Raw genomic sequence first — 24,032 nt, 5'->3', positions numbered from 1 at the left:
CGGGAGGATCCCACGCCCGAGTCCGGCAACTCCGCCGTCCGGCGGGGACCTTGCCCGCACAATGATCCGCATGGACGATTCACAGGACTTCGCGCTCTCGGACGGAACCACGGTTCACTTCCTGGTCGAACCCACGGGGCGTCCCGTCTCCGACGCGGAGCGGACACCGGACGGCATCGGCCCGCTCGTTCCTGTCGCCAGACGCCGGCGGGGTGACGCCACCGTCGCCGCCGCGCTGCGCACGACGCTGCAACCCCTCGGCTCACTGGTCCAGGACGTGCACGACGCGGTCACCACCGGGGCGACCCCGCCCGCCGAGGTGTCCGTCACCTTCGGCGTCCAGCTCGGACACGACCTCAAACTCGGCATCGTCAGCGGTAGCGGACAGGCACATCTGACGGTCACCGCGACCTGGACCCCGGAACGGAGTCAGGCATCCGGGTCCTGACGGCACCGCTGTGGACCCCGGACCGGGGCGGCCCACCGCCCCGGTCGACGCCTACGCGGTGGAGACCTCGGTGCCGCGGTCCGCGCACGGCACCCTGGTGCGGGCCGTCATCGCCCCGTGAAGCCGCGCCGGCCCGGCACACCCGTCTCCCGCCACCGCCCCCGCGACGGCCGGCTCCGCCCTTGCGCGTACGGCCTCACTGCTCGGCACGGACCACGGCGACCGGACAGTCGGCGTGGTACAGCAGCGCCTGGCTGACCGAACCGAGCAGCATCCCGGCGAAACCGCCGTGTCCGCGGGCCCCGGTCACCACCAGCTGGGCGTCCCGCGACGCGTCGAGCAGGGCGTGACGCACCCGGGCCCGCTCCGGACGGGACTCCACCGTCACCCCGGGATACGCGGCACGCCAGGGCGCCACCGCCTCCTCGAGCAGCCGCTCGTGCCGCTGCCGGAGCCGGTCGAGGTCCACCACCACGGTCGGCGGATCGCCCGGACTCTCGTACGGCGTCTGTTCGCTCCAGGTGTTCCACACGTGCATCGCGACCAGCGGCGCCCCGCGCAGCGCGGCCTCGGCGAAGGCGAAGGCCGCGGCGGCCGCACCGGCCGGTGAACCGTCGACGGCGAGCAGGACCGGCCCCCGCGGATCCTGCCGGCCGCGGACCACCAGCAGCGGGCCGTGCCCGTGCGCCGCCAGCTGCACCACCGTCGACCCCAGCAGCAGACCCCCGAACCCGGTGTGGCCGCGTTCACCGACCACGGTCAGCACCGCGTGCCGCGACTCGCTGCGCAGCACCGTCAGCGTCTCGCCCGACGCGACGGTCCGGGTGATCTCCAGCCCCGGCGTGCGGTCATGAGCGCGCTGCTCCGCCTGCGCCAGCACTCCGTGGATCATCGGGTCCAGGTCGGACGGGTGGCTGAAGGCGTGCACGATCCGCAGCCGCGCCCCGCGCAGCCGTGCCTCGTGTGCCGCGACATCCACCGCGACGAGACTGGACGGCGAACCGTCCACTCCCACGATCACCGTGTCGTCCACTTCACACTCCCGTCCCCGCGGCGCGCTCCGAGTACCCGCGACGCGGGCCCCGCACGCGTCGCCGCACTGTCCGGGAAGAGGGCTTCCAGCTGCGGAAACACGGTCTCCGCCGTCATCCTTCCCGGCGCACCGGCGCCCTGTCCATCCGTGGCAACACCCATGTTCCGGCCGTTTGGCGGGATGGCACCATTACCCCCGTGGGGGTCGATCACCAGTGCCGCGGCGCGGCCGGTCGGGCGCCCCGCGCCGGACGACATCAGAAGAATCGGGAAGGGGACGGGCTGTGCCTGCTCCACGGATGAGCGCGACGCCGCTGCCGGGCATCGGCGTGAAATACGACCTCACCACGCGTGAGCACGAGCACCTGTCCGTGATCGCGCACCGCGACGGTGCCCGTACGGTCAACGTCTACCGTTCCGACGACCCGGACGCCTGCGCCCGGTCGCTGCGCCTGACCGTCGCCGAGTCGGCCGCGCTCATCGACGCGTTGATGCCGGCCCACCACAGCCCCAACCTGCTGCACACCACCGACCTCGGACTGGTCGCCGAGCGCATCGAGCTGTCCTCCGTCTCCCACTGGAACGGGCGGCTGCTGGGGGAGACCCGGATGCGCACCGACACCGGCGTGTCCATCGTGGCCGTGCTGCGGCGGGCGGAGGCGATCCCCTCGCCCGCGCCCGACTTCCGGCTGGCCGGAGGGGACACGCTGATCCTGATCGGCACCCGCGAGGGCATCGACGCCGCCGCCGCGATTCTCGGGCGGGAGTGAGCGAGTGCACTCTTCCGCGATCTTCCTGATCGAGTTCGGCGCGATCATCCTCGGGCTCGGCCTGCTGGGCCGCCTCGCCGGACGCCTCCAGTTCTCCCCGATCCCCCTCTACCTGCTGGCCGGCCTCGCCTTCGGCGAGGGCGGGCTGCTGCCGCTCGGCGCGAGTGAGGAGTTCGTGGCGATCGGCGCCGAGATCGGTGTGATCCTGCTGCTGCTCATGCTCGGCCTCGAGTACACGGCCAGCGACCTGGTCTCCAACCTCAAGACCCAGTACCCGGCCGGCCTCGTGGACATGGCGCTGAACGCCCTGCCCGGCGCGGCCCTGGCCCTGCTCCTCGGCTGGGGTCCGGTCGCCGCCGTCGTCCTGGCCGGCGTCACCTGGATCTCCTCCTCCGGCGTCATCGCGAAGGTCCTCGGCGACCTCGGACGGCTCGGCAACCGGGAGACCCCGGTCATCCTCAGCATCCTCGTGCTCGAGGACCTGGCGATGGCCGTCTACCTGCCGATCATCACCGCCCTGCTGGCCGGCGTCAGCCTCGCCGCGGGCAGCGTCACCCTGGCCATCGCGCTGGGCGTCGCCGGGCTCGTGCTGTTCGTCGCCGTCCGCTACGGGCGGGTCATCTCCCGGTTCGTCTCCAGCGACGACCCGGAGAAGCTGCTGCTGGTCGTGCTGGGGCTCACCCTGCTGGTCGCGGGCCTGGCCCAGCAGCTCCAGGTGTCCGCCGCCGTGGGCGCGTTCCTGGTGGGCATCGCCCTGTCCGGCGAGGTCGCCGAGGGCGCGCACAACCTGCTCGCGCCGCTGCGGGACCTGTTCGCCGCCGTCTTCTTCGTCTTCTTCGGGCTGCACACCGACCCGCAGTCCATTCCGCCGGTGATCCTGCCCGCCTTCGCGCTGGCCGTCGTCACCGCGCTGACGAAGATCGCGACCGGGTACTGGGCCGCCCGCCGGGCCGGCATCTCCCCCAAGGGCCGCTGGCGCGCGGGCGGCACCCTGGTCGCCCGCGGCGAGTTCTCCATCGTCATCGCCGGCCTCGCGGTCACCGCCGGCATCGAGCCGGACCTCGGTCCGCTGGCCACCGCGTACGTCCTGGTCCTGGTCGTCCTCGGACCGCTCACCGCCCGCTACACCGAGCCCATCGCGCTGGCCCTGACCGCACGCCGTACGGCCAAGGCCGACAGCGTGCCCGCGCGGAGCGCGACGCCGCCGGCCGCGGAGACCCTGGAGCCCGTGGAGGACAGCGGCATCGAACGCTGAACGCCGGGGCCCCGCCCGCCCGGTGCGGACGGGGCCCCGAGAATGCCGGGCCGTTCCTAGCTCTCCAGCCGTACCGGCATCAGCAGCGAGAAGGTGCCGGCGTCCTCCGGCCTGCGGACGACGAGGGGCGTCGTCGGAGCGCCCGACTCCAGGACCAGCCGGTCGCGTGCCCCGGCGGCCAGCGCGTCCAGCAGGAACGCCCGGTTGACGGCGACGAGGCCCTCCCCGGCCGCCCCTTCCCCGGCGACGGTGACCGATCCGTCGTCCGCCACCGCCAGCACGGTGAGGTCGCCCGGGGCCCCGTCCTGCTCCCGCACGGGGCCGGTGCGCACCGCCTCACGGAACGCCGGCACGTCCAGTACCGTGCGCCGCCCTTCCGGGAGACGGACCAGACGCCGGTAGTCGGGGAAGTCGTGGCCGAGGCACGGGCCGGCCGCCTGCCGGTCCCCGGCCTCCAGGGTCACCCGGTCACCGTCCACGGCCAGCCGCACGTCCCGGCCGCCGTCCAGCAGCGCCCGCATCGCGTCGGCGAGCGGACGGGGCACGGTCACCTGCACGCGGGGCCCGCCGTGCCCGTCGGCACGGACGCGCGCCACGGCCATCCGGTACCGGTCGGTGGCCACGACGTGCAGCGTGCCGTCCTCGACGTCGAAGTGGATCCCGCCGAGCACCGGCAGCTCCGGGTCGGTACCGGCCGCGAACCGGACGGCGTCCAGCGCGGCGGCCAGGTCCGGGCCGGAGAGGGACAGCCGGGTGGCGGTGTCGCTACGGAGCGAGGTCATGGGGTTCTCCCTTTGGTCCAGTAGGCGTCGGAGCGCGGAGAACTCCTCGCGGGCGCCGGACAGCCCCTGCTCCAGCCGGCGCAGATGCGCCTGAAGGAGCTGCCGTACGAGATCGGTGTCGGCGCCCGTCCAGCCGGCCAGTACCAGCCGGATGTCCGCCAGTGGCATGGCGGCCCGGCGCAGCCGGGCCAGCAGCCGGGCCTCGTCCAGCTGCCCGGGGCCGTACCAGCGGTAGCCGCTCACCGGATCGACCCGGTCGGGGACCAGGACGCCGGTCCGGTCGTAGAACCGCAGGGCGCTCACGCCCAGCCCGCTCTCCCGGGCCATCTCGCCAATGCTGCGCATCTCGTTCTCCACACCCGAAACCCTGATCCCTCGACAAGGTCGAGGGTCAACCCCGGCCCGCCGCATGACCGGTGCCGCACCCGGGCCGCCGCACCCCCGCCGCCCCTACGGCTGTCCGGGTGACGGCTTCACCCCGCGGGGCGGACCCGGAGCCATCGGGCGTACCACCGGCGCACGAGGGCGCGTTGCTCCGGCATGGACAGCACTGGGACGGCACGGCGCCTTCTCGGGCCCGACGCCGCGCGCCGGCCGTACGCCGAACTCACCAGCGGATACGCGGGACACACGCCCATCTACACGGCGCTGGTCGCCGAATGGCGGGCCAGGGGGCACAGCGTCCCGGAACACCGTGACGGTCTGTGGGCCTCCTTCGCCGCCCCGGCCGTGAGCGAGAGGGCGACGGTCCTGGCCGTCCCCTTCCTCGTGCCGTCACCCCTCCTCGGGCCCACGGCCGGCGACGAGCCGCTCACCAGCCCGGAGCCGCCGCCTCCGCGTTGACCGGGGCCAGCACGGCGAGCGTGCCGGTCGCCCTGCGCAAAGCCAGTTCCAGCGGGCCGGGGGAGTGCAGCGCGCCGGTGCCGTCCGGTGGGACGAGCCACTCCAGCCGTCCCGCGGGCCGGTACGGCGGCGGTACGGCGACCCAGGACCCCCTGCCGACGTGCCGCACGCCGAACCCCACCCACTCGCTGACCGGATCGGGCGGCAGGAAGAAGCCCACCCTGCGGGCCGTGACGTCCACCAGTGTGGGACCGGGCGCCTTCAGCGGGTCGCGCCAGAGGATGTCCAGGGCGAGCAGCCCCAGCCGGTCGGGCACGCTGAGCACGTCCCAGTACCGGCCTGCCGCGAGCAGCGCGGTCCCCTTGCCGTGGTCCCACTCGCGCTTGCACTCCTGGGGGTCCGTGGCCGCCGCGGCCAGCCACTCGACGGCTTGCTTCCACATGACGCTGTGCATGTCCCCACCCCGGGCGCGGTCGGCCGCGCCGCTGCGGGCGCGTGCGGTACGGGCCATGCTCGTGGATGTTCCCGGCCACCGGAAGGGTGGCGCGGGCTGGCGTTTGCGGCCCCTTCCCGCGGGGCGGCGCGTTCTCCCGGTCCCGGAGACGCCGACGCCCCCGGGACCGGGAGAACCGGCCGGGGGCGTCCGGGGCGCGGGAAGGGTCAGCCGTCCCGTTGGGCGCGCTCGGCGTTCCGCTTCTTGATGCGGGCCGCTTCCTTGCGGACGTCGGCCTGGGTGGCACGCTCCCGCTCGAGCCACTCGGGGCGCTCCTGCTTGAGCGTCTCGATCTGCTCGGTGGTGAGGGCCTCGGTGACTCCCGCGCGCGCGAGACCGGCGATGGACACGCCCAGCTTCGCCGCGACCACCGGCCGGGGGTGCGGACCGTCGCGGCGCAGGTCCCGCAGCCACTGCGGCGGGTCCGCCTGGAGCGCGTTCAGCTCGGCGCGTGAGACGACACCCTCCCGGAAATCGTCGGGGGTGGCCTCGAGGTACACACCCAGCTTCTTCGCCGCGGTCGCGGGCTTCATCGTCTGGGTGCTCTGGTGTTGCGTCATGGCGTCCAGGGTATCGAGCGCGTGCGCGACCGCCGACCACGGCCGGTAACCTGGCCAGGTGACAGGCTCGGAAGTCCCCCCCTCGTTCCGGCTCGTGTACGTACCCGGCGTGATGCCCGGCAAATGGGTGCGCGTCTGGAACGAGCGGCTGCCCGACGTTCCGCTGGACCTCACCCAGGTGCCCGCGGCCACGGCGCAGGCACTGCTGCTGGGCGGCGACGCCGACGCGGGTCTCGTCCGGCTGCCCGTCGACCGTACGGTGCTGAGCGCGATCCCCCTCTACACCGAGCGGACGGTCGTCGTGGTGCCGAAGGACCACCTGGTCACGGCCGTCGACGCGGTCACCCCGGAGGACCTGGCCGACGAGATCGTCCTGCACCCCCTCGACGACGTGCTCGACTGGGAGCGCCTGCCCGGCCGGCCCGCGCTGGAACGGCCCGCCACCACGGCGGACGCGATCGAACTGGTCGCGGCCGGGATCGGTGTGCTCGTGGTACCGCTGTCCCTCGCCCGCCTCCACCACCGCAAGGACCTCACCCACCGGCCGCTCGAAGCGGCTCCCGAGTCGGCCGTGGCGCTGGCCTGGCCGGAGGCGGCGACGACGGACCGGGTGGAGGACTTCATCGGGATCGTCCGCGGCCGCACCGTCAACAGCACGCGCGGCCGCCCGCAGCAGCAGGCGCCGGAGAAGAAGCGCGAGCGGACCGACGCCGCCGGCCGGCGCCGGCAGCAGCCCGGCGCGTCCCGGGGGAGCGGCAGGTCCGGCGGCCGCGGCCCGGGCGGCGGGGGCACCACGAAGAACCCGCGGCGGGGCAGGCCCCGCCGCGGATCGTGACCGTCGGGCTCGACTCCCTACTTGACCGTCGAGGACGGTGAGGGGGCCGGGGAGACCGTGTTGAGGTCCTTCAGCGCCTCGGGGATCTCCAGCACCAGGACCGGCGCGCCCGCCTGCGGCGCCGGCGGGGTCACCTGCTCCGCCGGCATCTTGGGTGGGCTGGTCTGCTGGAAGTTGACCTGCTCGTGGTTGACCAGCCCTGTCTTCTCCAGCACCGTGATGTGGTCGAGCACCGTGTCGTTGGCCTGGTCGGCGAGCTGCCGCACGAGGGTGTTCCTGGTGTTGGCCCGGATGTTGGCGATGGCGGGGAAGATCTGCCCGTGCGTCACGCGCATGATGTTCACCGCCGTGGAGTCGAACTCCTTGCCGGTGGTGGCCCTGATGGTCTCCACGAAACCCTGCTGCTGCGGTGAGGCCTGGTTCGGCAGCGTGATGCCGAGCTCCAGGGAGATCTTGCGGCAGGACGCGTCGAGCCGTCCGTGACCGACGACCAGGTGCTCGCCCGCCTCCTTCATTTCCGGCGTCGTGCCCCGCTCCATCGCCAGCAGTCCCAGGGGGTGTTCCCACAGCCCGGCCGCGCGGACCTTGACCACGAAGTCGCGGTCCGCCTCGGTCAGCGGGCCGTAGTTGGTGTTGGCCACCACCCGGTCCGGCTTGGTCGATGTGTTCTGGACGCCCAGCATGGTGGGATAGGCGAGCGCGGTGAGGGTGAGGATCATGGCTCCGCCCACGAACGCGGTTCCTGCCGTGCTGCGCGAGATGCGCATCGTGCCTCCTGGGATCGAACGGCCCAACAGCAGGAAGTACGGACTCCGGACGCGAGACAGTCACCGTTTCGGGAAAGAATTTCCGGACGCGTTCAGCGGGCGCGGGCGGCCCGCCGGGCCGTGCTCACCACCCCGGCGCCGTCGGCCGGTCGCAGCGGACCGGCCCGCACCCCGTTGTCCACCACCGTCCGCACGCGCCTGACCAGCGCTTCCTTGCCGCGGCAGGGGGGCGCCGGCCCAGATCTCGTCCAGCAGGGTGACGCCGTCCGCCCGGGCGGGGCGGGCGACACCGGAGTCCGGCGTGCCGAAGATCACACGCGGTCCGGAGCGCCGGAGGTGGACGTGCGGGGGGCCTCGGCCCTTTCGGCGAAGGGGGCCAGTTCGATGCCGTCCGGGGTGAAGTGCGGCGGGCCGCCCGGCACGCGGGTGAGGGAGGGCAGCGGATCGTGCCCTGTTCCGGTGGGGCGTCCCGCGCATGACCGGGCGTCAGGCCGGCGAAGCGGGTGACGGGGCGCGTCGGAGACGTCAGCGCCCCCGGGTGACCGGTTCCGGCCGTTCGCCGGGAGGCGCTGGACGGGCGCCGGCGGTCAGGGGCGGCGGGCGGACTCCGCCAGCCAGGCGTGCGCCGCCCGCGCCGTGAACGCCGCCTGCCCGCCCCGCACCAGGAGGTCGGCGGCGGCGAACTCCGGCGCGTCGGTCTGCGCGGCGACATAGGGGATCGCGATGCAGCGCATCCCGGCGGCGTGCGCGGCGGCGGCGCCGGGGGCCGCGTCCTCGACCACTACGCAGTGGGCCGGATCCGCGCCGAGTCTGCGCGCCGCCTCCAGGAAGACATCGGGAGCGGGTTTGCCGTGGGGGACCTCGTCGGCCGAGACCACGGTCCGCAGGTGCGAGTCCAGCCCCGTGCCGGCCAGGATCGCGCCGATCGCCTCCGTCGTCGAACCCGACGCCACGGCCATCGGCACCCCCTCCGCCGCCAGCAGTCCGACGAACGCGCGCATCTCGGGGAACACCCGGGTCGAGGCGCCGGCCAGCTTCAGGTAGTGGCGGTTCTTCACCTCGACCAGTTCCTCCGCCGGGGCGGACAGCCCGTACCGCCGGCGCCAGTCGGCGACCGTCTCGCGTGTGCTGATGCCGACGTACCGCTCGTGCTCGGCCCAGGTGAACTCCGGGACCCCGTACTCGGCGAGCGTGCGCCGGCTCGCCTCGTAGTAGTTCGGCTCGCTGTCCACCAGCGTTCCGTCGAGATCGAAGAGGACCGAGAGGCCATCGAGGGTGCTCATGGGGACATGATCGCAGGGTTCACCTGCGCACCGTCCGGCCGACCGACTCCACCAGCGGCAGCAGCCGGTGCGGCACCCGCTCGCGCAGCGCCACCTCACTGCGGGTGCGGACCACTCCCGGCAAGCTGATCAGCTTCTGGATCACGTCCTCCAGGTGGGCGTTGTCACGCGCCACGACCCGGGTCAGCAGGTCCCCGCCGCCGGTGATGGAGAAGGCCTCCACGATCTCCGGCACGGCCGCCAGGGCGTCGCCCACCTCGTCCAGATGCCCCTGGGTGACCTCGATGTGCACGAACGCCAGCACGGGGTGGCCCAGCGCGGCGGGGGAGAGGGCCGGGCCGGTGCCGGTGATCACACCCTCGCGCTCCATCCGGTCGAGCCGGGCCTGCAGCGTGCCGCGGGCGACCCCGAGGATCCGCGCGTACTCGCGCACGCTGGTGCGCGGCTGCTCCAGCAGCAGCCGCAGGATGCGGGTGTCGAGCTCGTCGACGGCCATGGGGTCCCGTCCCGGTGTCGGCCATTGGCACGGCGATGGCCGGAGGAATGCCGCGAGCACTGTACCAATGGCGCAGCCTGGCGAGAGCCTGTTGAGCCACTGGCGGCGGAGATGCTGATATGGAGACGTCAATGGCGCTGCGGACCACCGCGGCGCCTTTCTCATGCCACGAGATCTCAGGGGGCGGCGAGCAGTGCTGACGAGGGTGTTCATGGCCCCGGACCCGGGCCGGGTACGGCTGCGCTTCGCGGCGCGGGCCGTGCCCGGCATCGGGCTGGCCGTCGTCGTCTGCGGTCTCGCCGGGCACACCCTCACCGGTGTCGTCACCGGCGGGCTCGCCGCGCTGCTCGCCCTGTTCACCGTCACCGACGCCACCGTGCGCGGACAGGCCGTCACCACCGCGCTGCTGCCCGCCGCCGGCCTGCCCGTCCTCGCCGCCGCGGCCCTGCTCCACGACCAGCCGGTCGCCCGCGACCTCACCTTCCTCGCCGTGGTCGGTCTCGGCGTGTACGCGCGGCGCTGGGGCCCCCGCGGGCACAGCCTCGGGGTCTTCGCGTTCATGACGTATTTCGCCGCGCAGTTCCTGCACACGACGCCGGACCAGCTGCCCGAGCTGTACGCCTCCGTCCTGCTGTCCGTGCTCGCCGCCGCCTCGGTGCGGTTCGGAGCGTGGTGCTACGAGCGCCGGCTGCCCCCGCCCGTCGTGCCGGCGCCACCCGCCGGCACCGGACTGGCCCGGGTCACCACCCGCCAGGCCGTCCAGGCGACCGCCGGAGCGGGCTTCGCCCTGGTCGTCGGCCAGCTGGTGTCCGGACAGCGCTGGTACTGGGCGGTCGGCGCCGCCTGGTGGGTCTTCGTCAACACCACCTCACGCGGCGAGACCCTGGTACGCGGCTTCCGGCGCGTGCTGGGCACCTTCATCGGCATCGGGCTCGCGCTCCTCGTCGCCGTCCCCGCCCACGGCGACGGGCCGCTCACGGCCCTGGTCGTCGCCGTCTGCGTCTTCGGCATCTTCTACACGGCCGCCGTGTCCTACACCTGGATGATGCTCTGGGTGACCGTGCTCGCCGCCATGCTCTACGGCCTGCTGGGCGTCCTCACCCCCGGCCTGCTGGCCCTGCGGCTGGTGGAGACCGGCGTCGGCGCGCTCGGCGCCGCGCTGGCGGTGGCGTTCGTCCTGCCCGTGACCACGCACAGCATCACGGACGTCTGGATCCAGCGGGCGCTGCGCTGCGTCCACACGTGCACCGCGCAGGCCGCCGCGCGGCTGGCCGGAGCCGCGGACGCCGACCCGGCGCCGGCGGTGGCGGAGCTGGAGCAGCTGCTGGCCCGGGTGCGCCTGTCCGTGGCCCCGCTGGTGCACCCGCTGAACCCGGTGCTCGGCCGGAAGCGGCGCGCCCGCCGGGTGCTCGGCCTGCTCGACGACTGCGCCCGCGAGATCCGCGGCCTCGTCGCCGTCGCCGCCGACCCCGAGGCCTCGCACGACGCCCGGCTGACCGCCGCCTGCCGGCGGGTGGAGGCCGCCGTCGAGGCGCTCACCGGAGGCCGCGACATCGAGGTACGGACCGCCCCGGCGGAGGCCGGACCCGCCCTCGCCCACCTCCACGGCCTGGAGCGCGCCCTCGCCGAACTCGCCGCACCCCTGCGCACGCCGTCCCGTTCCCCGCTGCTCGGAGCCTGACGCGGACACACCCCTCCGGCCCCGGACCGTGGGTGATCGGCTGTTACCGTCACCCCCGGTCGGCATCGCAGGAGAGGGGACAGCCGTGACGGACGGCAGACGGCGGGCGTTCATCGGGTCGTTCACGGCGGCGGGAGGCCCGGGCATCGTCACCGCAGCCGTCGCCCCCGGCAGCGGCGCGCTGACCCCTCTGGGCGTCCTGGACGCCGTACCCGACCCGTCCTGGCTGACCCTGTCGGCCGACGGCCGCACCCTGTACGCGGTCAGTGAGACGGCTGAGGGCGCCGTGGCAGCGTTCCACGTCACCGGTGACGGACCGCGGCCGGCCGGGCGCGAGGTCCCGGTGGACGGCAGCGGACCGACCCACCTCAGCCTCTTCGCCGGGCACCTCCTCACCGCGAACTACGGCTCCGGCAGTATCAGCGCCGTCCCGGTCCGCGAGGACGGCACCCTCGCCCGGTCGGTCTCCGGAGTCCTCCGGCACAGCGGTTCCGGCCCCCATCCGCAGCGTCAGCAGGGACCCCACGCCCACCAGATCCAACCCGACCCGAGCGGCCGCTGGGCGGTCGGCGTCGACCTCGGCACGGACTCGGTGCGGGTGTACGCGCCGGCCGGCGGCACCCTCGCGCCGCACCGGGAGACCGCCCTGCGCCCGGGCTCGGGACCGCGGCACCTCGCCTTCCACCCCGGCGGTTCGCACGCGTACGTCCTCAACGAACTCGCCCCGACCCTCGTCGTCTGCCGCTGGGACGCCGCCGTCGGCGTACTGAAGCCGCTGGCCGAGGTCCCGGTGCTGCCCGGCGCCCCGGCGGGCGACGCCTACCCCTCCGGCGTGGCCGTCTCGGACGACGGGCGCTTCCTGTGGACCGCGACCCGTGGCGAGGACGTCCTGTCCGTGTTCGCGGTGGAGCAGCGGGGCGCGGCACTCACCTTGCTCACCACCGTGTCCTGCGGCGGCCACTGGCCCCGTGCCGTCACGGTGGCCGACGGCGTCCTGTACGTCGCCAACGAGCGCTCCGGCGACGTGACCTGGTTCGCGCTCGACCCGGACACGGGAGTACCGCGGCGCGGCGGCTCGCTCCCGGTGCCGGCCGCGTCCTGCGTGGTGGTCACCCGCTGACCGTGCCGGACACGACGAAGGGCCCGCTCCGTCTTCCGGAGCGGGCCCTTTCGGCGTCCTGCGTGAACCGGGTCCGCGTCAGCGGGCCGGGGTGTTCTGCGCCTGCGGCGGGGCGATGCCCAGGGCGGTCGTGTACTTGGCCAGGGCCAGCTTGCCGATCGCCGGGTACGGGCCGAGCGCCTCGGCGGCGGAGCAGCCCGCCTCCCTCGCGGCCTCCTCGAGCAGGCTCGCGTCGATCTCCGGGCCGATCAGGTACGGCGCGAGCGCCAGCTGCTGCGAACCGGAGCCGCGCAGCTGCTCGGCCACGGAGGCGATGGAACCCTCCTGGTCCAGGGCCGCCGCCATCACCGGCACGGCGAGGCGCGCGGCGAGCAGCATGCCGGTGATCCCGGCCGCCTGCACGGCCTCGTCACCGCCCACGGAGGCGAGGATGATGCCGTCCGCGGCGGTCGCCACGGTGAACAGCCGGGCACGGTCGGCGCGGGCCAGACCGGCCTCCGACAGCCGCACGTGCAGCGCCTCCGCGAGCAGCGGGTGCGGACCCAGCACGTCGGTCAGCTCGGCGGCGACCCTGCTGTCCATCACGGCCTGGCGGACCTGGCGCAGCAGCGCGCTGTCCGGGCCGGCCAGCAGGGGCACGACGACGGCGACGGGACCGTCGGGCTCCTTGACGTCCATACCGGCGGCACGGGCCTGCTCGAAACGGGCCGTGCGCTCCTCGGCCGCGTGCGCGAGCACGGCCGACAGCGAGGGGGACTCCCCGTCACCGTCGAGGTAGCCGATCCGGGCGTCCAGACCGGGCAGCTCGGAACGGGCGATGCTCACGACCTCTTCGGCGAGCGAGCGGGTGGCACTGCTGGGCGCACCCGGCACGGCGAGGACGAGCGCGGGCGCGTCCTCGGGAGCCGTCAGCGGCTCGGGACGGCGGTGCCGCCCGGGCTGGCGGGGGCGCGGCATTCGTACTGGCAGGCCGGACGCGGGCCCAGTGGGGGTGCTCATGTTGCGGCATGTTAGTGCTTTCCCGGGTCCCCCTGTTCGGGGAGGGGGCAGGTGAGCGGTATCCGTCCGGTTTTGTCTGATGAGTTACGAACGGGCGCCGGCCGGGTGCGTGACGTCCTCACCCTCCCGGCCCGTGACGCGGAGCATCGTCGCGTCGCCCGGGAGGGCCGACGAACCGGTGGTCAGCTCCTCCGCGATCCGCACCGCGCCCGCGAGCGGGTCCCCCTCCGCCACGACCCGCCGTGCGGCCGGCAGGCGCCGCGCCAGTTCCTCCTCCACCGGGACGAGCAGCGCGGCCCCCATGCGGAACAGGCCCCCGGTGAGGCCGACCGCCGGCTCGCCCTCCACCGGGCACACCGCCGCCGCGGAGTCGGCCATGTGCCGGGCCGCCGCCCGCAGGATGTCCTCGGCGACGGGATCACCGCCGGTCGCGCACTCGCCCACCCGCGGCGCGAAGGACGCGAGCACGGCGGGCCGGTCGGTGCGCGGATACAGCCGGCCCGGCAGCCCGGTCACGGGTCCGAACACTTCCTGGGCGCTCGCCAGCAGCGGCGCCGAGCCGCCCTCCCGGCCGTCGTGGGCGCGCAGTGCCGCCTCCAGTCCCGCCCGCCCGATCCAGGCGCCGCCGCCGCAGTCGCCGAGCAGGTGCCCCCAGCCGTCCGCCCGCCGCCAGCCCGTCAGGTCGGTGCCGGTCGCGACGAGGCCCGTGCCCGCGGCGATCACCGCACCGGGCCGCGTTCCCAGGGCGCCGACGTACGCGGTGACCGCGTCGGCCGCCAAGGCCAGCCGGTGGACCCCGAGGTCACGGGCGAAGGCGCCCGGCAGCTCCGCGCGCAGCGCGTCCCCCAGGCCGGCCATCCCGGCCGCGCCGACGACGGCCGTCCGCAGCGGTCCGACCCCGGCTTCGGCGCACAGCGCCCGCGCCATGGGCACCAGTTGCTCCATGAGGTGCCCGGGGTCGATGCCGCGCTTCCCGGTCCGTACCGGTACGTCCGAGGCGGCCCGGGCGAGCGGCCCCCGCCCGGTCTCCCCGACGACGACCCGCAGTCCGGAACCGCCGGAGTCCACGGCGAGGTAACCGGTCACGGTCAACGCGCTCACCTTCTCCCTGCCGCACGACGAGGACGAAGAGTAGCGCCCGGAACGCGGGGGCGGTCCAGTGGCCGGGTGTGAGCCGGGGCGCCGTTGTCGCTAGAGTCCGTGCGTGGCACCAAGACCTTTGCATGAACTGGTGGAAGCGGGCTGGGCGAAGGCCCTCGAACCGGTGGCCGACCGCGTCGCGGCGATGGGGGACTTCCTGCGCGCCGAGATAGCGGCGGGGCGCACCTATCTGCCCGCGGGCGCCCATGTCCTGCGCGCCTTCCAGCAACCCTTCGACGACGTACGGGTCCTGATCGTCGGTCAGGACCCCTACCCGACGCCCGGCATGGCGATCGGGCTGAGCTTCGCGGTGGCGCCCGAGGTGCGGTCCCTGCCGGGCAGCCTGGAGAACATCTTCCGGGAGATGCATTCCGACCTGGGCCTGCCCAGGCCGTCGAACGGCGATCTGACCCCGTGGACCGAGCAGGGCGTGCTGCTGCTCAACAGGGCGCTGACGACGGCCCCGCGCAAACCGGCCGCCCACCGGGGCAAGGGCTGGGAAGAGGTCACCGAGCAGGCGATCCGGGCGCTGGCGGAGCGCGGCAAGCCCCTGGTCTCCATCCTGTGGGGGCGGGACGCCCGCAACTGCCGTCCGCTGCTCGGAGACCTCCCGGCCATCGAGTCGGCTCATCCGTCACCCATGTCGGCCGACCGCGGCTTCTTCGGGTCCCGCCCGTTCAGCCGGGCCAACGACCTGCTGGTCCGCCAGGGCGCGCAGCCGGTGGAGTGGCGCCTGCCCTGACCCGGCGGCGCGGGCGGATCCCGGCTGCCACGACCCGCGGATCGTGGCAGCCGCCCGCCACCCGCCGAAGGAGCGTCCTCGCCCCGCACCGACGCCCGTCGCGGGAACCGGGCCTCCGGCCGGCAGCCGGGGACCCGCTTCCCGCGAACCCGCCGCGCGGGTCAGCCCACGACCGCCGCCCGCACGCACAGCACGTCCGGCAGGTGCGACGCCAGCTGCCGCCAGCTGTCGCCGTCGTCGGCCGACGCGTACACCTCGCCGTTGCGGTTGCCGAAGTAGACGCCGGCCGGGTCCGCGCCGTCGTGGCACATCGCGTCGCGCAGCACCGTGCCGTAGTGGTCCTCCTGGGGCAGCCCCGCCGAGAGCGGCTCCCAGTGCGCGCCCGCGTCCGACGTCCGGTACACCCGGCAGCGCCGGCCGGCCGGGACCCGGTCGGAGTCGGCGTTGATCGGGAACACGTACGCCGTGTCCCCGCGGTGGGGGTGGGCGACCACCGTGAAGCCGAACGTCGACGGCAGTCCCTCACCGATGTCCGTCCAGTGCCCGCCCGCGTCGTCGCTGCGGTACACCCCCCAGTGGTTCTGCAGGTACAGCCGGTCCGGGTCCGCCGCGTCCCGCGCGACCTTGTGCACGCACTGGCCGAACTCCGGGTCCGGGTCCGGCAGGAACACCGCGGAGACCCCGGAATTGGACGGGGCCCAGCTCTTGCCGCCGTCCACCGTGCGGAACACCCCCGCGGTGGAGACGGCCACCGTCACGGTCCGCGGATCACGCTCGTCGGTGAGCACGGTGTGCAGGCCCTCGCCTCCGCCACCCGGCACCCACTTCGACCGCGTGGGGTGCTCCCACAGGGGCCGGACCAGCTCGAAGCTCTCCCCGCGGTCCTCCGAGCGGTACAGCGCCGCCGGTTCCGTGCCCGCGTACACCACGCCGGGCTCGGCGGCGGCCGGGTGCAGCTGCCAGACCCGCTCCAGCGAAGCCCCCGTGTCCTTGGGGAACCTGACGGCCGGCTGTGCGGGCTCGGTCCAGCTGCGGCCCAGGTCGTCGGAGTGGAACACCGACGGGCCCCAGTGCGCGCTGTCCCCGCCCGCCAGCAGGCGGGGGCTCGCCCCGCGGGTGTCGATCGCGACCGAGTACACGGCTTGTGCGTTGAAATACGGACTCTCGTCGAACTCCCAGACGCCGCCCCGTCGGCGCCCGATGAACAAGCCCTTGCGGGTACCCACGGCGAGCAGTACCTCGGTCATGCCGATCACCTCCGCGACGTCGCCTTCGACGTCTCGATTACGGACACCGGCCAGTCTGCACCCCACCACTGACAGTCACCTGTGGATCGGGCCGCGCCGCAGGTCGCACCGTGTGCCGCCCGGTCGTCCGCCCGTCGGCGCCGCTGTCGCCGACGGGCGGCCTCAGCCGCGCTCCGGCAGCGCGCGCCCGAGGATCGCGTCGACTCCCGCCCCGGCGGGCAGGGTGCCGAAGGAGTACCCCCAGTCGCCGCCCAGCCGCGTCGCGCAGAAGGCGTCGGCGACCGCGGGCGGGGCGTGCCGGACGAGGAGCGAGCCCTGGAGCGTCAGCGCCATCCGCTCCACCAGCCGCCGGGCACCGGCCTGCGATCCGGCGGCGAGCTGCTCCCTCAGCCCGGCCACGGCGGCGTCCAGCCGGGCGTCCGCACCGCGCGCGAGGGCGAGTTCGTCGAAGAGCGTCTGCGCGGTGGCCGGGTCGCGGCCGAGCGCACGGAGCACGTCGAGGGCGTTGACGTTCCCCGAGCCCTCCCAGATCGACAGCAGCGGGGCCTCCCGGTAGTGCCGGGGCATGCCCGAGTCCTCCACGTAGCCGTTCCCGCCCAGGCACTCCAGGGCCTCGGCGGTGAAGGCCGGTCCGCGCTTGGTCACCCAGTACTTGCCGACCGCCGTCGCGATGCGGCGGAACGCGGCCTCCCCGGCGTCCCCGCGCACCGCGCGGTCGGCCGCGCCGGCCAGCCGCAGGGTGAGGGCCGTGGCGGCCTCGGACTCCAGCGCCAGATCGGCCAGCACGTTGCGCATCAGCGGCTGGTCCACCAGCCGCGCCCCGAACGCGCTGCGGTGGCGCACGTGGTGGCCCGCCTCCACGAGCGTCTTGCGCATCAGCGCCGCCGACATCATCACGCAGTCGAGCCGGGTGCAGTTGACCATCTCGATGATGGTCTTCACGCCCTGCCCCTCCGGACCGACCAGCCAGGCCACGGTCCCGTCGAACTCGGGCTCGGAGGAGGCGTTGGACCGGTTGCCCAGCTTCTCCTTCAGCCGCTGGATGCGGAAGGTGTTGCGGGTGCCGTCCGGCAGCACGCGCGGCACGAGGAAGCACGACAGGCCCTCCGGCGCCTGCGCCAGCACCAGGAACACGTCGCACATCGGTGCCGAGGTGAACCACTTGTGCCCGCGCAGGGTGTAGACGCCGGGCTCGGCGGTCGGGGCCGCCGCGGTGGTGTTGGTGCGGACGTCCGAGCCGCCCTGCTTCTCGGTCATCCCCATGCCGGCCAGCAGACCGCCCTTCCCGGCCGGCGTGCGCAGGCCGGGCTCGTAGACGCGGCTGGTCAGCAGCGGCTCGTACACCTTCGCCAGCTCGGGCTGCCGGCGCAGTGCGGGCACCGCCGCGTACGTCATGGACGTCGGGCAGCCGTGTCCCGCGTCGGTGTGCCCCCACACCAGTCCGCCCGCGGTGCGCACCACGTGCGCGCCGGGCCGGCCGTCCGCCCAGGGCGCGCCGGCCAGCCCCTCGGCGACGGCCGTGCGCATCAGGTGGTGCCAGCTCGGGTGGAAGTCGACCTCGTCGACGCGGTGCCCGTACCGGTCGTGGGTGCGCAGTTCGGGCTCGTGGCGGTTGGCCTGATCGCTCCACTCCTGCACCTGTGCGCTGCCGGCCAGCAGGCCGAGGCGCCGCAGGTCCTCCTCGGCCCAGCCGGCTCCCTCGCGCCGCACTCCCTCCAGCAGGGCGGTGTCGTCGGAGGCGTCGTACGGGGTCAGGGGAGGGGGCTGGTTGGTGACCTCGTGGGTCAGGTCACGGGTGGCGCCGTGGGCGCCCGGGTGCTGCTGCCGCTCGTCCGCGAGTGTGGTGGCCATGCCGTCGAGTGTTGCACTATTCCTGCGACCGCAGCAATCATGCAACATGGCCGGCGACGTAGAGTACGGCTCCATGCGGAGGAACGAACCGGCGCCGGCATCGGACGAACTGCTGCTGCGTCCCCTCTCCGCGCGGTCGGTCGTCCTGAGCCTGCTGCTCGGCAGCCACTCGCCGGAGCTCCCGGTGAAGGACATCGGACGGCTCGTCGACGGCTTCGGTGTCGGCGGGTCCACGCTCCGCGCGGCGCTCAGCCGGATGGTCGCGGCCGGTGATCTGCGGCGCACCGACGCCGGCTACCGCCTCAGCGACCGGCTGCTGGAACGCCGGCGCCGCCAGGACGAGTCGGTCCGTCCGCGCACGCGCGCCTGGGACGGCGACTGGGAACTGGTGGTGGTCACCGCGACGGGCCGCGGCCCCGCCGAACGGGCGGACCTGCGCGCCCGGCTCGCCGACCTCCGGCTCGCCGAACTGCGCGAGGGGGTGTGGCTGCGCCCCGCCAACCTCGAACGCCCTCTGCCTCCCGCTCTGGACGCGGTCGCCGAGCGCTGCACGGCCCGCCCCGGCCGGCCCCCCGGAGAGCTCGCCGCGCGGTTGTGGCCACTGGAGGCCTGGTCGGCGACGGCCCGTGTGCTCCTCGGGCACGTGGGCCGTGCGGCCCGCCCCGCCGACCGGCTCACCGCGTTCGCCGCCGTCGTGCGCCATCTGCTCGCCGACCCCGTCCTGCCGCCCGCCCTGCTGCCCGCCGACTGGCCGGGCGAGGCGCTGCGGGCCGCGTACGCCGGCTACCGGCGCGAGGTGACGGGGGAGGTCCGCTCCCGGGTGGACGGCGAGTGAACGCGCGGGGGAGCGGACGGCCGTACGAGGTGCCGTGCGGGCACCTCGTACGGCCGTCGCCCCGTGGGGGGAGGTACTAGCGGTAGGTGACGTCGGACGACGCGTACTTGCAGTACGTGCCGTCGGGCCCCGAGCCGTTGCTGCTCGGTTCCTTGCCGGTGTTGTTGCCGATGTACTTCTGGCAGGGAACGATCTTCTTGCTGCTGTCCCCGATGATCGTGATGTTCCGCAGGGTCGCGCTGTCGCCGTAGTTGGTGTTGATGCCGGCGATCCTGCCGCCCTTCCAGTTCACCTCGATCGTGTTGAGGTTGATGGTCCGCTTGTACTGCGTGGAGCAGTTCCCGCAGGAGCGGACGAAGGTGCCGAAGTTCTTGACCGCGAAGTTCGACACGTTCAGCGTTCCCGCGCCGTTGAACTGGAAGACCTTGTCACTGGCCTCCTTGGCGCCGCCGCCGCTGACGGTGTAGACCGACCCCGACGACTTGCCCTTGAACGTGGCCGCGTCCTCGCCGACGTCCTCCCACCAGACGTTCTGCAGCGTGCAGGAGCCCTTGCAGTGGATGCCGTCGGCGGCGGGTGCGCCCAGGATGACGTTCTTCAGGACCGCGCCGTCCGCCAGTTCGAGGATGGGGCCCTGGTCCTCGTCCTGGCCGCCCGAGCCCAGGTCGCCGGTGCCGTAGAGGCGCTTCATCGCGTAGTCCTTGGTGCCGGACACGGCGATGGTGGAGGAGACGCCCTGGCTGCCGTTGGGGGTGGGCCAGGTGGCGGCGCCCGCCGGGGACGCTCCGGTGGTCATGACCATGCCAAGCGAGAGGCCCAGGGTGGCGAGTGCGCCCGTCAGCGCGCGCCCGCGGGCGCGTGGTCGTGTCGCGGAAGTCATGTCGTTACCTTCTGTCGAAGTGTGGGGGTGCGGGTCGTCCATGAGGATGGCGTTCACATGGGCGGCCGTCGACGGGGCCGTTCGAACACTCTGGTCACGTCGATGAACGGAAGGTAGAGGGTAAGCGCTTTCTGGTCAACGGGGTGCGTGCATCGGATTCGGACAGGTGCGCGCACGCGGATGGCCCGGAGCGCGGCGGGCGCTCCGGGCCATCCGGCTCTTGACCGGCCGGCGGGACCGGGCCGGTCAGACGGAGAGGTGGTACTGGTCCGGCACGTGGACCGTGCCGCCCAGCTCACGGGCGGCGTACCGGGCCCAGGAGGGGTTGCGGAGCAGCTCCCGGCCGAGGAGCACCGCGTCCGCCTCCCCGTCCGCGAGGATCTTCTCCGCCTGTACGGGGTCGGTGATCAGGCCCACGGCGGCGACCGGCATCGGCGTCTCGCGCCGCACCCGCGCGGCGAAGGGGACCTGGTAGCCGGGTCCGGTCGCGATGCGCACGCCGGAGGCGTTGCCGCCGGTGGAGACGTCGAGCAGGTCGACGCCGTGGGCGTGCAGGTCGGCGGCGAGGCGGACGGTGTCGTCCGCGGTCCAGCCGGACTCCTCCAGCCAGTCGGTGGCCGAAACGCGGAAGAACAGCGGCTTGTCGTCCGGCCAGACCTCGCGCACCGCGTCGACCACCTCGAACGCGAAGCGCGTCCGGTTCTCGTACGAACCGCCGTAGGCGTCCGTACGGTGGTTGGAGTGCGGGGAGAGGAACTCGTTGATCAGATAACCGTGAGCGCCGTGGATCTCGGCGATCTCGAAACCCGCGGCGAGCGCCCGGCGGGCGGCGTCGCGGAACCGGCCGACGATCCGCCGGATCTCCTCGGTGGTCAGCTCGTCGGGCACCGGATGGTTCTCGGTGAAGGCGAGCGGGCTCGGTGCCACCGGCTGCCAGCCGTGGGCGTCCGGCCCGAGGGGCGCGCCGCCCTTCCAGGGCCGGCCGGTCGACGCCTTGCGGCCGGCGTGCGCGAGCTGGACGGCGGGGACGGTGCCCCGGGAGGTGAGGAACCCGGTGATCCGGCGGAAGGCCTCGGCCTGCGTGTCGTTCCAGATGCCGAGGTCGTGCGGCGAGATGCGGCCCTCCGGCGACACGGCCGTGGCCTCGACGACGATCAGGCCCGTGCCGCCGGCCGCGCGGGCCGCGTAGTGCGCGAAGTGCCAGTCGCCGGGGGCGCCCGCCCCGGGGCCGTCCGGTGCTGCCGAGTACTGGCACATCGGGGCCATCCACACCCGGTTGGGGATCGTCACGTCGCGCAGGGTGTACGGCTCGAACAGCGTGCTCACGGTGGGCTCCATTCGGTGCGGGCGGGGCAAGGAGTCGTACGATAGACATCGTAGTACGGCGGATGTCAAACTACGAGAGTTCTCGTACAATGGGGTCTCCTTCCGGAACGAAGGTGGAGCCGACGTGACGACCGCAGTCCCCGCCCCCAGCAGCCGAGACCTGCCGCACCCCACGCCCGGGGAGATCCGGCTGGAGGGCGTGCTGCACGCCCTCTCCGACCCCGTACGGCTGCGGATCGTCCGCGAGCTCGCCGCCGAGGGAGTGCCGCTGTCGTGTTCGCACTTCGACCTGCCGGTCAGCAAGTCGACGACCACCCACCACTTCCGGGTGCTGCGCGAGAGCGGCGTCATCAGGCAGAACTACGAGGGCACCGCCAAGATGAACGGCCTGCGCCGCGACGACCTGGACGACCTCTTCCCGGGCATGCTCGACTCCCTGCTCACCGCGGCCACCCACCAGGCCGGCCGCCACAGCGGGGCGTGAGGCGCGCTCGCCCCGTTCCTCGTGCGAGGTCCCGCGCTGCCGCCCCCCGGGGGCGACAGCGCGGGGGAGCGCACCCCGGCTGTCCCCCGGACGGCAGGTGGCGGCCCGTGCGCGGTCCGGGGCCGGGGTCAGGCGCCTGCCGCTCGGGCGGCCGACCGCAGGGCCTCCCAGTCGGGGAGCTTCACGACGCCCCGGCCCAGGGAGGCACCCAGGCGGGCCTCGGCCCTCTCGATCGCCTGCCAGCCCCGCCACCCGACCGGTTCGACGCCCTCGGCCCGCAGTGCCGCGAGGGGATCGCCGGGCAGGTCACGGTCCATGAGGAGCGGGGCGTCCTCCAGCAGGGACGTCACCGTCTCCTTCGCGCAGGACCGGTTGGTGCCGATGACGCCGGTCGGTCCCCGCTTGATCCAGCCCGCCACGTACTCGCCCGGAGCGACGGTGCCCCCGCGCAGGACCCGCCCGGCGAGATGCGGCACCGTGCCCGCGGCCGTGTCGAACGGCAGCCCCTCCAGCGGCACCCCGCGGTACCCCACCGACCGCAGCACCAGCTGCGCCTCGATCTCCTCGAACCGCCCGGTGCCCGTGACGCCCCCGTGGCCGTCCGGCACCGTCCGCTCGAAGCGCACCGCGCCCACCCTGCCCTCCCGTGCCACCAGTCCGGCCGGACGGAGGAAGAAACGCAGGCGGATCAGCCGCCGCGCGCCGGTGTCCCGGGCCGCCCCGGCCGCCCAGCCGCGCAGCACCTCGACGTTGCGGCGCTGCGGACCGGCCAGCGCCGACGGGTCCGTGTACGCCGGGTCCAGCGCGCACTCGGCCGGGTCCGCCACGACGGCGGTGTCCGGCAGCGTCCCCAGTTCGCGCAGCTCCTTGGTGGTGAAGCGGGCCTGCGACGGTCCGCGCCGGCCCACCATGTGCACGCGGGTCACCCGGCTCGCCGCGAGTGAGGTCAGGGCCGCGTGGGGCATGTCGGTCGGGTTCAGTTCCGCCACGCCCCGGGCCAGCATGCGGGTGACATCCACGGCGACGTTCCCCACGCCGATGACCACCGCCGACCGCACTCCGCGCAGGAACCCGCCGTCCACCGCGTCCGGGTGCGCGCTGTACCAGGACACGAACTCGGTCGCCGACCAGCTGCCCGGCAGGTCCTCGCCCGGGATGCCCAGCCGCCGGTCCGTCGCCGCGCCCACGCAGTACACCACCGCGTGGTAGAGCTCCCGCAGCCGCCCGGCCGGCACCCCGTCCGGCCCGACCTGCACCCCTCCGAGGAAACGCACCCGCTCGTGCTCCAGCACCGCGCGGAGGGTGTCCTGCAGCGACTTGATCTTCTCGTGGTCCGGGGCCACGCCGTAGCGGACCAGGCCGTACGGGCACGGCAGCCGGTCCAGGACGTCGACGCGCACCCGGGGGTCCTGCTGGACGAGGCTCTGGGCGGTGTAGCACCCGCTCGGCCCCGAACCGATCACGGCGACACGCAGCACGGCGGAACTCCTCACCCCGCGGGATCGACAGGAGATCGCTGATGCCTCCCAGCATGGCACCGGTCGGGCTCCGCTGACAGGGTGCCGTCCGCCGGCCGGGGTGCGTGTTCCCGCGGAGGGAACTGATCACCCCGTTACGTTGCGTGTGTGCTCGAGGCAGCTTCTCTTCATCTTTCCGATCGCTCTCCCGCGGAGGGCGCGGTGTCCGTGTGGCCCGCGTGGGAGGTGCGCGAGGGGGAACGGACGACCCGGTGGCTCCATGTGCGGCTCGAGTTCGCAGACGGGGCCAGGATCGACGCGCTCGCGACGGTCTGCGACGGAGGGGTGCGCGTGGAGGACGTCCAGGCCCGCCCGGCGCTCACCCTGGAGGACCTCGCCGTGTTCGCCGACTGGATCGAGGGCCCGCTGGCGCGCGCCAGCGCCGGGCCGGGGTCCGGCGACGCAGCCGGTACGGGGGCGCACCGTGACGACGGCTCGGTGCGGCCGCGCGGACCGGAGGCGTGGCGGTTCGTGGCCCGGGCGTACCGCGAGGCGCAGGAACGCGGCGCCGATCCGGTCCTCGCCGTGATGGACGAGACCGGACGCAGCCGGCGCGGTGCGCTCCGGCTCATCGGCAGGACGCGGGACGCCGGTCTGCTGTCCCCGCGGCACGCCCGCCGCTGAACGCCGCCGCCCGCCCCGGCGG

25 protein-coding genes are annotated in these 24,032 nt (G+C 74.2%); 11 read left to right on the top strand and 14 right to left on the bottom strand.

The window, feature by feature from the left end:
- The first annotated feature begins 70 nt into the window (after positions 1–70).
- Positions 71–448, top strand: a complete 378-nt coding sequence (locus IE172_RS10005; protein ID WP_190096775.1) for a CU044_2847 family protein — start codon at positions 71–73, stop codon at positions 446–448.
- A gap of 196 nt (positions 449–644) precedes the next feature.
- Here IE172_RS10005 and IE172_RS10000 read toward each other — a convergent pair whose 3' ends face one another.
- Positions 645–1,481: a universal stress protein gene (locus IE172_RS10000; RefSeq protein WP_190096774.1), complete on the bottom strand. Its 837-nt coding sequence runs from the start codon at positions 1,479–1,481 to the stop codon at positions 645–647.
- 298 nt (positions 1,482–1,779) lie between these two features.
- Between IE172_RS10000 and IE172_RS09995 the strand changes: the two genes are divergently transcribed.
- Both IE172_RS09995 and IE172_RS09990 read left to right on the top strand, forming a co-directional pair.
- A complete protein-coding gene (locus IE172_RS09995; protein WP_189558936.1) occupies positions 1,780–2,250 on the top strand; it encodes a cation:proton antiporter regulatory subunit in 471 nt (156 codons plus the stop codon).
- Between the two features lie 4 nt (positions 2,251–2,254).
- Positions 2,255–3,505 carry a cation:proton antiporter gene (locus tag IE172_RS09990; protein WP_190096773.1) on the top strand — a complete coding sequence of 417 codons (1,251 nt, stop codon included), beginning with the start codon at positions 2,255–2,257 and terminating at the stop codon, positions 3,503–3,505.
- 56 nt (positions 3,506–3,561) lie between these two features.
- Here IE172_RS09990 and IE172_RS09985 read toward each other — a convergent pair whose 3' ends face one another.
- Complete coding sequence (locus IE172_RS09985; RefSeq protein WP_190096772.1) at positions 3,562–4,632, bottom strand: DNA polymerase III subunit beta family protein; 1,071 nt, start codon at positions 4,630–4,632, stop codon at positions 3,562–3,564.
- A 195-nt stretch (positions 4,633–4,827) separates the two neighbouring features.
- Between IE172_RS09985 and IE172_RS09980 the strand changes: the two genes are divergently transcribed.
- Entirely contained in the window at positions 4,828–5,130 is a 303-nt protein-coding gene (locus IE172_RS09980; RefSeq protein WP_190096771.1) for a hypothetical protein, read from the top strand.
- On the opposite strand, the gene IE172_RS09975 is transcribed toward IE172_RS09980, so the two are convergent.
- Positions 5,099–5,584, bottom strand: coding sequence for a hypothetical protein (locus IE172_RS09975; RefSeq protein ID WP_190096955.1), 486 nt, complete (start codon positions 5,582–5,584; stop codon positions 5,099–5,101). The genes IE172_RS09980 and IE172_RS09975 overlap by 32 nt on opposite strands.
- A gap of 206 nt (positions 5,585–5,790) precedes the next feature.
- A complete protein-coding gene (locus tag IE172_RS09970; protein WP_190096770.1) occupies positions 5,791–6,183 on the bottom strand; it encodes a DUF5997 family protein in 393 nt (130 codons plus the stop codon).
- 58 nt (positions 6,184–6,241) lie between these two features.
- Between IE172_RS09970 and IE172_RS09965 the strand changes: the two genes are divergently transcribed.
- Positions 6,242–7,018, top strand: coding sequence for a LysR family transcriptional regulator substrate-binding protein (locus IE172_RS09965; RefSeq protein ID WP_190096769.1), 777 nt, complete (start codon positions 6,242–6,244; stop codon positions 7,016–7,018).
- 17 nt (positions 7,019–7,035) lie between these two features.
- Here IE172_RS09965 and IE172_RS09960 read toward each other — a convergent pair whose 3' ends face one another.
- The 3 genes from IE172_RS09960 to IE172_RS09950 all read right to left on the bottom strand — a co-directional run bounded on the left by IE172_RS09960 (position 7,036) and on the right by IE172_RS09950 (position 9,564).
- The gene (locus tag IE172_RS09960) at positions 7,036–7,785 is read right to left on the bottom strand and encodes a DUF4142 domain-containing protein (RefSeq protein WP_190096768.1); all 750 of its coding nucleotides are present in this window, start codon (positions 7,783–7,785) and stop codon (positions 7,036–7,038) included.
- A gap of 587 nt (positions 7,786–8,372) precedes the next feature.
- The gene (locus IE172_RS09955) at positions 8,373–9,068 is read right to left on the bottom strand and encodes an HAD family hydrolase (protein WP_190096767.1); all 696 of its coding nucleotides are present in this window, start codon (positions 9,066–9,068) and stop codon (positions 8,373–8,375) included.
- 19 nt (positions 9,069–9,087) lie between these two features.
- The gene (locus IE172_RS09950; protein ID WP_190096766.1) at positions 9,088–9,564 is read right to left on the bottom strand and encodes an Lrp/AsnC family transcriptional regulator; all 477 of its coding nucleotides are present in this window, start codon (positions 9,562–9,564) and stop codon (positions 9,088–9,090) included.
- A gap of 193 nt (positions 9,565–9,757) precedes the next feature.
- On the opposite strand from IE172_RS09950, the gene IE172_RS09945 reads away from it, so the two are divergent.
- On the top strand, positions 9,758–11,245 hold the full coding sequence (locus IE172_RS09945) for an FUSC family protein (protein WP_190096765.1): 1,488 nt from the start codon (positions 9,758–9,760) through the stop codon (positions 11,243–11,245).
- 85 nt (positions 11,246–11,330) lie between these two features.
- Positions 11,331–12,365: a lactonase family protein gene (locus tag IE172_RS09940; protein ID WP_190096764.1), complete on the top strand. Its 1,035-nt coding sequence runs from the start codon at positions 11,331–11,333 to the stop codon at positions 12,363–12,365.
- A 78-nt stretch (positions 12,366–12,443) separates the two neighbouring features.
- Here the strand turns inward: IE172_RS09940 and IE172_RS09935 are convergent, their stop codons facing one another.
- Positions 12,444–13,364, bottom strand: coding sequence for a sirohydrochlorin chelatase (locus tag IE172_RS09935; protein ID WP_190096763.1), 921 nt, complete (start codon positions 13,362–13,364; stop codon positions 12,444–12,446).
- Positions 13,365–13,448: 84 nt separating this feature from the next.
- Positions 13,449–14,456, bottom strand: coding sequence for an N-acetylglucosamine kinase (locus IE172_RS09930; protein ID WP_190096762.1), 1,008 nt, complete (start codon positions 14,454–14,456; stop codon positions 13,449–13,451).
- 112 nt (positions 14,457–14,568) lie between these two features.
- On the opposite strand from IE172_RS09930, the gene IE172_RS09925 reads away from it, so the two are divergent.
- The gene (locus tag IE172_RS09925) at positions 14,569–15,246 is read left to right on the top strand and encodes a uracil-DNA glycosylase (RefSeq protein ID WP_189558922.1); all 678 of its coding nucleotides are present in this window, start codon (positions 14,569–14,571) and stop codon (positions 15,244–15,246) included.
- A 161-nt stretch (positions 15,247–15,407) separates the two neighbouring features.
- On the opposite strand, the gene IE172_RS09920 is transcribed toward IE172_RS09925, so the two are convergent.
- Positions 15,408–16,562 (bottom strand): WD40/YVTN/BNR-like repeat-containing protein, encoded by a 1,155-nt coding sequence (locus tag IE172_RS09920; protein WP_190096761.1) that lies wholly within the window; start codon positions 16,560–16,562, stop codon positions 15,408–15,410.
- A gap of 93 nt (positions 16,563–16,655) precedes the next feature.
- Positions 16,656–18,344, bottom strand: a complete 1,689-nt coding sequence (locus tag IE172_RS09915) for an acyl-CoA dehydrogenase family protein (protein ID WP_229885919.1) — start codon at positions 18,342–18,344, stop codon at positions 16,656–16,658.
- A 73-nt stretch (positions 18,345–18,417) separates the two neighbouring features.
- On the opposite strand from IE172_RS09915, the gene IE172_RS09910 reads away from it, so the two are divergent.
- Positions 18,418–19,179 carry a PaaX family transcriptional regulator C-terminal domain-containing protein gene (locus tag IE172_RS09910; RefSeq protein ID WP_190096760.1) on the top strand — a complete coding sequence of 254 codons (762 nt, stop codon included), beginning with the start codon at positions 18,418–18,420 and terminating at the stop codon, positions 19,177–19,179.
- Between the two features lie 76 nt (positions 19,180–19,255).
- On the opposite strand, the gene IE172_RS09905 is transcribed toward IE172_RS09910, so the two are convergent.
- Together IE172_RS09905 and IE172_RS09900 are read right to left on the bottom strand one after the other, a co-directional pair.
- Complete coding sequence (locus IE172_RS09905; RefSeq protein ID WP_190096759.1) at positions 19,256–20,059, bottom strand: pectate lyase; 804 nt, start codon at positions 20,057–20,059, stop codon at positions 19,256–19,258.
- Positions 20,060–20,305: 246 nt separating this feature from the next.
- Positions 20,306–21,385, bottom strand: a complete 1,080-nt coding sequence (locus IE172_RS09900; RefSeq protein WP_431987360.1) for an NADH:flavin oxidoreductase/NADH oxidase — start codon at positions 21,383–21,385, stop codon at positions 20,306–20,308.
- A 124-nt stretch (positions 21,386–21,509) separates the two neighbouring features.
- Between IE172_RS09900 and IE172_RS09895 the strand changes: the two genes are divergently transcribed.
- The gene (locus tag IE172_RS09895) at positions 21,510–21,869 is read left to right on the top strand and encodes an ArsR/SmtB family transcription factor (protein WP_190096757.1); all 360 of its coding nucleotides are present in this window, start codon (positions 21,510–21,512) and stop codon (positions 21,867–21,869) included.
- Between the two features lie 128 nt (positions 21,870–21,997).
- On the opposite strand, the gene IE172_RS09890 is transcribed toward IE172_RS09895, so the two are convergent.
- Positions 21,998–23,347: an FAD-dependent oxidoreductase gene (locus IE172_RS09890; protein WP_190096756.1), complete on the bottom strand. Its 1,350-nt coding sequence runs from the start codon at positions 23,345–23,347 to the stop codon at positions 21,998–22,000.
- Between the two features lie 201 nt (positions 23,348–23,548).
- Here IE172_RS09890 and IE172_RS09885 point away from each other — a divergent pair, with 201 nt between their 5' ends.
- Positions 23,549–24,010 carry a DUF6214 family protein gene (locus IE172_RS09885; RefSeq protein WP_190096755.1) on the top strand — a complete coding sequence of 154 codons (462 nt, stop codon included), beginning with the start codon at positions 23,549–23,551 and terminating at the stop codon, positions 24,008–24,010.
- Positions 24,011–24,032 lie beyond the last annotated feature (22 nt).

Origin of the sequence: Streptomyces griseoflavus (assembly GCF_014649995.1) — a bacterium.
In the GTDB taxonomy this organism is placed as follows: Bacteria; Actinomycetota; Actinomycetes; order Streptomycetales; family Streptomycetaceae; genus Streptomyces; species Streptomyces griseoflavus.
This window is presented reverse-complemented; position numbering and strand designations above follow the sequence as displayed.